Genomic DNA, 9,136 nt, shown 5'->3' with positions numbered 1-9,136 from the left:
ATCAATTCGTATAATGCTTGTTTAGCATGTCCATAGCCATAATTGCCATTTTCGTAATTGGCTTTCATTTCAGCAATTTGAGCACTTGAAGCTAATAAACTATACAAAGCAAAACAGTTACAAGTTGACCAGTCTTTTGGTTCTTCAAGCGGAGTACTATCAGTTGCAATAGACATTATTTGTTTACGTAATTTCTTTTCTGGTAAAAAGATATCAATAATATTGCCTTTACTTTTACTCATTTTAGCTCCATCTGTACCAGGAATCAACATGATGTCTTTTTGTATATCTGCTTTTGGCAATACAAAAGTCTCACCTCCCATTTTAGCATGAAAACGAGCCGCAACATCGCGTGTCATTTCTATATGTTGCTCTTGGTCTTTTCCAACCGGAATAACTTCAGCATCATACAATAAAATATCCGCAGCCATGAGCATTGGGTAGGTAAATAAGCCACCATTAACATCATCTAAACGGTCGGCTTTATCTTTAAAACTGTGTGCTAATTCTAAACGTTTAAATGGAAAGAAACAGTTTAAATACCAAGATAATTCTGTCACTTGTGGTACATCGCTTTGTCTGTAGAATACAGTTTTGTCAATATCTAGTCCAAAAGCTAGCCATGTGGCAGCTGTAGAATACGTGTTACTTCGTAAAACTTCAGCATCTTTTATTTGTGTGAGTGAATGTAAGTCGGCAATAAATAGAAACGATTCGTTCTTAGCATCATTTGCCATTGCTATTGCTGGTAAAATGGCGCCTAATATATTGCCTAAATGTGGTGTGCCTGTACTTTGTATGCCTGTGAGTATTCTTGCCATGCTTACGTCCTGCGAAAGCAGGAATCTTATTAAATTAAACGTCAATCAAAATAAAAAACAAAGGTAATTTTTTTAGCAAATAGAAAAAGTTTAAATGAGTTCTTATTTTAATTAACTAGTTTTGATGCTATGGCAATGATAAAATATCCATTTTGGCTTTTATATCGCATTTGGTTCTACATTTTAGTAGCCATTCCTATTATAATTATGTTTCCGTTGTTGATTATTTCAATTTCTAGAGAGCAATGGTATCCTTATTTTTTTAAGATGGCGCGCATTTGGTCTAAGTTCATATTAATAGGTATGGGTTTTGGTTATAAGATTACGCACAATCAAGTACCAGATCCTAATAAAAGTTACATGTTTGTAGCCAACCATACGTCTATGGCAGATATTATGCTCATGTTAGTTGCCGTAAAAAATCCATTTGTTTTTGTTGGCAAACAAGAATTAGCAAAAATTCCACTATTTGGATTCTTTTATAAACGCACCTGTATTTTAGTAGATAGAAGCAGTGCTAAAAGCCGACAAGCGGTTTTTTTAAGAGCACAACAACGATTAAAACAAGGAGCCAGTATTTGCATTTTTCCTGAAGGAGGCGTTCCAGAAGAGCATGTTATTTTAGATACTTTTAAAGATGGAGCTTTTCGTTTGGCAATTAATCACCAAATCCCTGTGGTACCTATTACGTTTTATGATAACAAAAAACGGTTTTCTTATACCTTTTTTAGCGGTAGTCCTGGGAAAATGAGAGCTAAGATTCATAAATTCTTACCTACCGAAGGGTTATCGATTAAGGAGACCAAGTCCTTAAATGAAAATGCACGAAGACTTATTTATGAGGAATTACACCAAGACTTAAATGCAAAAAAAAGCTACCCTAACCAGGAGTAGCTTTGTCATCATCGCTTTTGTATTGCAATAACCTAACCTAAAATTAACCTAAAACTTATAACTTAATCCTGTATAAACACCAATAAAGAAAGGTCTAAAATCACCTGTTGTATTATTGAATGTATTTATTTGATACTTGAACGTTGGCTCAAGATTGATATTCCATTGTTTTGAAAGGTTGTAATCCACACCTAAACCAAAATTGGCACTAAAACTAGTGTCATTAATATTGTTGGCTTCACCAATTAAAGTTGAGCTGCCATTAACATCAGCATAGATTTCATTTTCATTTAAAATAAAGGTGCTAAACCCACCAATAACATTAACTCCAAACTTCTTATCGATAACCTTATATTCTAATTCTAGTGGCACTTCAATAAACCCAAATTGTTGATCAATCGTTCCTGCTATTTTTGTGTTAAATAGTTCAGGTACGGAAGAGCGATTCATCAAATTAGAATTCATAAGTGATACGTGTTGTTCTCCTCCTTTAAATGAGATGTTACTAAACGCTGCACTTACACCTCTAGCAGCCGTTTCAGCACCTGAAAAGGCAAATACATCTGCCGTATTTTGATTAAGGTTTACACGATTAATACCAGCACGTACTTTTAATTTTTTAGAAATAGCATAACTACCAGAAATACCATAACTCATATTAATATCAGCACTTTTAGTATTGTCGTTAAATTGCTGATCTAAAGAAGATCCTTGACCTAACGAACTAAAATAAACAGGCGCAACATTGGGTGCAATGCTCCACCTGCCTTGTTCATCTTCTTTTTCTTCTTCATTTATAATATTATTTGCTGCTGCAATAGCATCTTCTATGGACGGTTGCTTTGGGTCTTCAATAATTGAGGTTTCCTCTTTAGAGTTATCTGTTTTATTCTCATCAGAAGCAACCGTTTCGGTATCAATATTTTTTGAGGACGAGTTTTCAGCGACAGCCGTTTTATGTTGTTCAATACTTTTTTCCAGAACTGATTTTCGTTCTGTTTCAGATTTGAGTTGTGTTTTCTTGTCAGTGTCTGAATTTAAAGTAGTGTTAGATGTATTTGTCTCAGTTGCAATTCTAGCTTTTTTCTCGTTATCTAAAACTGTGATTACATGCTTTGGTTTCTGAGACGTATTATTTTTACGCACTTTGTTAGAAGTAGTAACTAAAGTATTCGGTTTTTGTTTCGAATGATTTGGTACTACTAATTGATTGGAAGGCTGTTTTTTATTAGATGTAGAATTTTCTATGTCATCAACAGTTGTTTTTAATTCTGAATCTACTACTTCTGTTTGGTCATCTGCGATGCTATGGTTTATGTTTTGATTTTTATCAGAAGAAGGTGTCGTGTTATTATTTTCAGATTTAGGATTTGTACCTTTAAATGCATCGTCGCTAGTGTCGGTATTTACAATAGGAAATGTTTCAGAATTCGTTTCGTCAGCATTAAAAACAGAAACACCAACCGTAAGCAATAGTGCAATTGCGGCTGCAACACCACCAATTTGCCACCAAAGCGGAATCACTCTGCGTTTTTTCTTTTTCTTAGGTAGACTTTCTTGAATACGATTCCAAACAGCATCCGAAGGCGCTGTTTCAAAATCTTTAAACTTTTCTTGAAAAAGTCTGTCTATGTTTTTTTTATCGTTCATTATATAGAGTGCGAGTTTAACGTCGCATTATAACATTCTATTTTATCTTTTAAAATCATTCTTGCTCGCGCTAAGTTAGATTTTGAGGTGCCTGTTGAAATATTGATTAACTCACTAATTTCAACATGAGAGTAACCATCTAAAACATACAGATTAAATACTAAGCGATATCGGTCTGGTAATTCTTGAATGATTTTTAATAAAAAATCAAGACTTACATCGTCATCATTAATAGCTACAGAAACATCTTCAATATTACCTTCATTAATAATGTCATAAACTCCGACATCTTCCCTATAGCGTTGCAATGATGTGTTTATTGCAATACGTTTTAGCCAACCTTCAAAAGAACCTTTGTTATTATACTGCTTTATTTTACTAAATACAGTTATAAACGCATCATGCAGATTATCTTCTGCTTCCGCATAATTTTTAGAGTACTTAAGACAAAGCGAAAATAATTTACTTGCATACTGCTTGTATAATTGGCTTTGAGCTTCAGCATCTTGATTAATACATTTTTTTATGAGCTCATCTAAACTCACATGAGTGTCGGAATTAATTAATAATTAACGTTCTATGTTCTATGTTTTAAATCTATTACCCATCTACCACAGGCACTTCAACTAAGTAGTACAAATCTTCACCTTCCTCGTCTTGTCCTTGGTAAAATTTAAAGAGATACGTTTCTGTACTAACCACTCTAAAATTGAGTGTTACAGTGACAGATTCTTCCTCTTCAATACATGAAGGATTGTCATAAACGGTATTAATAATGCCTACAGTCCGTTCATTTTGATTGATTTCATAATAAAAATCATAAAACTGATAACAATTAGAGGGTCTATTGTAGGTAATATGAATTTCATAAGTCTCATTTAAGACAAAAGATTCAGGCATTTCTACACTCTCAATAGGTAAAATTTCAGTGCCTAAAATGACATTAGTGTCGTCATCAATATTACAAGAGCTAAATATTAAACATAATATAAAGACTAAAAAAAACTGTTTTTTCATGGTATTCATTGTCAATTTCATTCTATAGATGTAAAAAGTGTAAAAGGGTTGCGTCTAAAACCAAAAAAAATCCTGAATTTTTTTTCAGGATTTTTTAAAGCTTTTATTTAGAGTCGTTAATCAGGTCTCTTACCTTAGCTTCTAACTCGTCCATGAGATCTGGATTATCTTTAATTATCATTTTCACTGCGTCTCGTCCTTGTCCTAGTTTGGTGTCTCCATAACTAAACCAAGATCCTGCTTTTTTAACGATTTCGTGTTCTACGGCCAAATCTAAAATTTCACCAACTTTAGAAATACCAGCACCATACATAATGTCAAATTCTGCTAATCTAAATGGTGGAGCTACTTTGTTCTTCACCACTTTAACTCGGGTTTTATTACCCATAACATTACTATCACTATCTTTAATTTGTGTAGAACGTCTAATATCTAAACGTACAGAAGCGTAGAACTTTAAAGCATTACCACCTGTAGTGGTTTCAGGATTTCCGAACATGACACCAATTTTTTCACGTAATTGGTTAATAAAAATAACCGTACAATTGGTTTTACTAATAGAAGCGGTTAATTTTCTTAACGCTTGAGACATTAAACGTGCATGTAAGCCCATTTTAGAATCTCCCATTTCACCTTCAATTTCACTTTTAGGTGTTAACGCTGCAACAGAATCAATAACAACGATATCAATAGCACCAGATCTAATTAAATTATCTGCAATTTCTAGAGCTTGTTCTCCATTATCTGGTTGAGAAATAATTAAATTATCAATATCTACGTTTAAGTTTTCAGCATAAAAACGATCAAAGGCATGCTCTGCATCAATAAATGCCGCAATACCTCCAGCTTTTTGAGCTTCAGCAATAGCATGAAGCGTCAAAGTTGTTTTACCAGAAGATTCCGGACCATATATTTCAATAACCCTTCCTCTTGGATAACCACCTACGCCTAAGGCGATATCTAAACCTAAAGAACCAGATGAAATAGCATCGACATCTACAATCGCTTGATCGCTCATTTTCATTACGGTCCCTTTTCCATAAGCTTTATCTAACTTGTCTAAAGTTAACTTTAAAGCTTTTAATTTTGCATCTTTTTCGCTACTCATTATGTTCTTTTTTTCTTTGAATTTCTGTTAGTTTTTAATTTTGAAGTAAAATAAAATTTAAGACGAAATTCTTAATTAATCTGTCTTCAAAAATACGGCTAATTTTGATTATTTTACAAAATAATGTTCAATTAAAAATAGTTTAGTTTCTTTAATTTTTTTAAAAAAACAAGATACTTTTTAGAGATACTTTAAAGTGATTTAAAAATTTATTAGGGCTTAATTCTATGGGTTTTTGTCACTTTATTCTAATTCAGTCTTGATTCTTAGCTATAAAAGCAAAGCGGTCTTAAATCTTTTTTCAGTTTATGACGCAACCATTTTACACTTTTTGCATCTACTATATGAAAAAGGAAAAAATTGCTATGAAAATGTTTAAAATTTGAAATACCCTTTTAAATATTTAAATTGAGTAAAGCATTAGGTGTTTCAGTTGCCGTTTATCCCTCAGCAATTGTGAAGCCGGTGTAGATTAACTTGTTAAGTTGATTAAGGTTAGTAAGTTAATTTATAAAGCACTTTGATATGGTCAAAGTGCTTTTTTTATGGTTTCTATTTTGCCTTTCCCTAAAAATTATACCTTTGTTCTCGTACAATGAAGCTTTAGCAAAGTTGTGCCAGATGTTATTTTAATGCTTTTAAAAGCAAAACCATAACAGCTTTATAATTAAACCATCTTTAACCTTAAAATTAGTATAGCATGCAACTGTACAATAACTTAAGTGCCAAAGAAAGAGCCGCGCTTATTGAACAAGCCGGAAAAGAACGCTTAACCATCTCTTTCTACAAGTACGCTAAAATTAACAATACCGAAATTTTTAGAAATCACCTTTTTCTTGCTTGGGATCAATTAGACGTCTTGGGTAGAATTTACGTGGCTAATGAAGGGATTAACGCGCAACTTTCTATACCAGCAGAAAATTTTGAGCCTTTTAAAAACCATTTGGATACCATTTCAACCTTAGAAAATGTAAGATTGAATATTGCTATTGAGCACAATAATTTTGCTTTTTTGAAGCTTAAGGTGAAAGTGCGCGATAAAATTGTAGCAGATGGATTAAACGATACGTCGTTTGATGTTACCAACAAAGGTATTCATGTTGATGCCGAAAAATTCAATGAACTTATTGAAGATCCAAATACGGTTTTAGTAGATATGCGTAACCATTACGAAAGTGAAATAGGTCATTTTAAAAATGCAGTAACGCCAGATGTGGACACGTTTAGAGAATCTCTCGATTTAATTGAAGACGATTTAAAAGCGCATAAAGAAGATAAAAAACTAGTTATGTATTGTACAGGAGGCATTAGATGCGAAAAAGCCAGTGCCTATTACAAACATAAAGGATTTAAAAACGTATTTCAGCTCGAAGGTGGCATCATAAATTACGTGCGTCAAATTGAAGCCGAAGGCCTAGAAAATAAGTTTATTGGTAAAAATTTTGTGTTCGATCAAAGACGATCCGAGCGTATTTCTGATGATGTCATTGCCAATTGCCACCAATGCGGAAATCCAGCAGACTTGCACACCAACTGTGCCAATGAAGCTTGCCATTTGCTATTTATTCAGTGCGAAACGTGTAAAGAAAAAATGGAAAATTGTTGTTCTACCAACTGTATGGAAATAAATCGTTTGCCTTTTGAAGAGCAAAAAGAACTGCGAAAAGGACAAGGTAATAGTAACGATATCTTTAAAAAAGGACGTGCAGATCATTTGCCTTATAAAAAGGATTTGCGCAATATTTTTGAAAACTTAGAATCAAAATAGTTGAAACATTATTTTAAAATGGGTTCTATTACAACTATACTTTAAGAAGTCCATAAATAATTTTATCTTTACTCAATTAATTATTTACGAATCCTATATCTAGATTTTCAAAGCAATTTTAAAGTTTAGTTTTAATATATAAAATTCTTATGGCTTGTAACAGTTGCGCAACTGGAGACGATGGCCAACCAAAAGGATGCAAAAACAATGGTACTTGTGGCACAGATAGCTGCAATAAACTCACTGTTTTTGATTGGTTAGCTAACATGTCGCTTCCTAACGGACAAGAACGCTTTATTGGTGTTGAGGTCCGTTTTAAAAACGGAAGAAAACATTATTATAAAAATACAGAAAATCTTACTTTAAGCATCGGAGATATTGTGGCAACACAAGCAAAGTCTGGTCACGATATCGGAATGGTTACACTTACTGGAGAACTAGTAAAGGTACAAATGAAGCGTAAAAAGGTGAATCTTGAAGACGCTGAAAATGTATTAAAAATATACCGAAAAGCCTCTCAGAAAGATATTGATATTTGGTCTGCCGCCAGAGATAAGGAAGAACCTATGAAGGTGAGAGCGCGCCAATTTGCGATTGACTTGAAGCTGAAAATGAAAATTTCGGACATTGAATTTCAAGGAGATGGCAGTAAAGCTACCTTTTATTATACAGCAGAAGAACGCGTCGATTTTAGAGAATTGATTAAAGTCTTTGCACGTGAGTTTAGAACGCGTATTGAAATGAAACAAGTTGGCTTTAGGCAAGAAGCAGCAAGACTTGGTGGTATTGGTTCTTGTGGCAGAGAATTATGTTGTTCTACATGGTTAACTGATTTTAGATCCGTGAGTACTTCTGCGGCTCGCTATCAGCAATTATCTTTAAATCCTTTAAAATTAGCTGGCCAATGTGGTAAGTTAAAATGTTGTCTTAACTATGAACTCGATTCGTATTTAGATGCTTTAAAAGCGTTTCCAAAGTCAGATACAAAACTGTACACCGAAAAAGGAAATGCAGTGTGCCAAAAAACCGATATTTTTAAAGGCTTAATGTGGTACGCTTACGAAGGCGAATGGATGAATTGGCACATTATTACAACCGATCAAGCGCGCGAAATCATTGAAAAAAACAAGAAAAAAGAAAAAGTAGCAAGTCTCGAAGAGTATGCTGTAGAGCACATCCAAGACACTAAAACTGAATTTGAGAACGTTGTAGGTCAAGATAGTTTAACGCGTTTCGATAGTCCAAAAGGCCATAAGAAACGTAAAAACAATAAGAACAACAGAAACAACAAGAATAGAAATAGCAATAATACCAATAAAAATAAGTCTCAAAATCGAAACCGTAATCAAAAACCAAAAGCTAAAACCAACACAAATGCTAAGAAAGACTAGTGCGTTATTTCTTATAGTAGTCAGTTGTGTTTTGTTTACCAATTGCGACTCAGATGCGGTGTTTGATCAGTACACCTCAGTACCCAATCAATGGCATAAAGATTCTATCTCTAGTTTTAATTTTAAAGCTCCAGATACTACAAAAAACTACAATCTGTATGTCAATCTAAGAAATACAAATGCGTATAAATTCAGTAATTTATTTTTAATTGTAGAATTAAATTATCCCAATGGTAAAGTGGTAAAAGATACGTTAGAGTATAAAATGGCGGCACCAAATGGAGAGCTTCTTGGTACTGGCTTTTCAGATTTAAAAGAAAATAAGTTGTGGTTTAGAGGTTACAAGGATGCTTTTAAATTTCACGAAGATGGTGAGTACACCGTACATATTCAACATGCCATGCGAAACAATGGAGATGTTAATGGAGTTGAAAATTTACAAGGCATAACAGACATTGGTTTTAGAGTAGAACAGGCTAAAAAGTAG

9 protein-coding genes are annotated in these 9,136 nt (G+C 33.4%); 4 read left to right on the top strand and 5 right to left on the bottom strand.

The window, feature by feature from the left end; all coding sequences use genetic code 11:
* Window positions 1-821, bottom strand: an 821-nt coding sequence (gene trpS / locus AB8B52_RS08520; protein WP_406027120.1) for a tryptophan--tRNA ligase, incomplete at its 3' end; no start/stop codon positions are given.
* 129 nt (window positions 822-950) lie between these two features.
* Here trpS and AB8B52_RS08515 point away from each other — a divergent pair.
* Complete coding sequence (locus AB8B52_RS08515; RefSeq protein WP_406027118.1) at window positions 951-1,715, top strand: lysophospholipid acyltransferase family protein; 765 nt, start codon at window positions 951-953, stop codon at window positions 1,713-1,715.
* Between the two features lie 48 nt (window positions 1,716-1,763).
* On the opposite strand, the gene AB8B52_RS08510 is transcribed toward AB8B52_RS08515, so the two are convergent.
* From AB8B52_RS08510 to recA, 4 genes are all read right to left on the bottom strand, one after another.
* Window positions 1,764-3,365, bottom strand: coding sequence for a hypothetical protein (locus AB8B52_RS08510; RefSeq protein WP_406027116.1), 1,602 nt, complete (start codon window positions 3,363-3,365; stop codon window positions 1,764-1,766).
* Complete coding sequence (locus tag AB8B52_RS08505; RefSeq protein ID WP_406027114.1) at window positions 3,365-3,910, bottom strand: RNA polymerase sigma factor; 546 nt, start codon at window positions 3,908-3,910, stop codon at window positions 3,365-3,367. Before AB8B52_RS08505 ends, AB8B52_RS08510 begins: the two co-directional genes overlap by 1 nt.
* 55 nt (window positions 3,911-3,965) lie before the next feature.
* Window positions 3,966-4,382 carry a hypothetical protein gene (locus AB8B52_RS08500; RefSeq protein WP_406027112.1) on the bottom strand — a complete coding sequence of 139 codons (417 nt, stop codon included), beginning with the start codon at window positions 4,380-4,382 and terminating at the stop codon, window positions 3,966-3,968.
* Between the two features lie 103 nt (window positions 4,383-4,485).
* Window positions 4,486-5,490, bottom strand: coding sequence for a recombinase RecA (gene recA / locus AB8B52_RS08495; RefSeq protein WP_406027111.1), 1,005 nt, complete (start codon window positions 5,488-5,490; stop codon window positions 4,486-4,488).
* 700 nt (window positions 5,491-6,190) lie between these two features.
* On the opposite strand from recA, the gene AB8B52_RS08490 reads away from it, so the two are divergent.
* The 3 genes from AB8B52_RS08490 (at window position 6,191) to AB8B52_RS08480 (ending at window position 9,136) form a co-directional block, all read left to right on the top strand.
* Complete coding sequence (locus tag AB8B52_RS08490; protein ID WP_406027110.1) at window positions 6,191-7,258, top strand: rhodanese-related sulfurtransferase; 1,068 nt, start codon at window positions 6,191-6,193, stop codon at window positions 7,256-7,258.
* A gap of 149 nt (window positions 7,259-7,407) precedes the next feature.
* A complete protein-coding gene (locus AB8B52_RS08485; protein WP_406027108.1) occupies window positions 7,408-8,649 on the top strand; it encodes a stage 0 sporulation family protein in 1,242 nt (413 codons plus the stop codon).
* Window positions 8,633-9,136: a gliding motility lipoprotein GldH gene (locus AB8B52_RS08480; protein WP_406027106.1), complete on the top strand. Its 504-nt coding sequence runs from the start codon at window positions 8,633-8,635 to the stop codon at window positions 9,134-9,136. Before AB8B52_RS08485 ends, AB8B52_RS08480 begins: the two co-directional genes overlap by 17 nt.

The sequence above is a fragment of the Winogradskyella sp. genome (assembly GCF_045105575.1).
In the GTDB taxonomy this organism is placed as follows: Bacteria; Bacteroidota; Bacteroidia; order Flavobacteriales; family Flavobacteriaceae; genus Winogradskyella.
The sequence above is the reverse complement of the archived record's forward strand: the minus strand, read 5'-3'. Positions and strand labels throughout refer to the sequence as shown.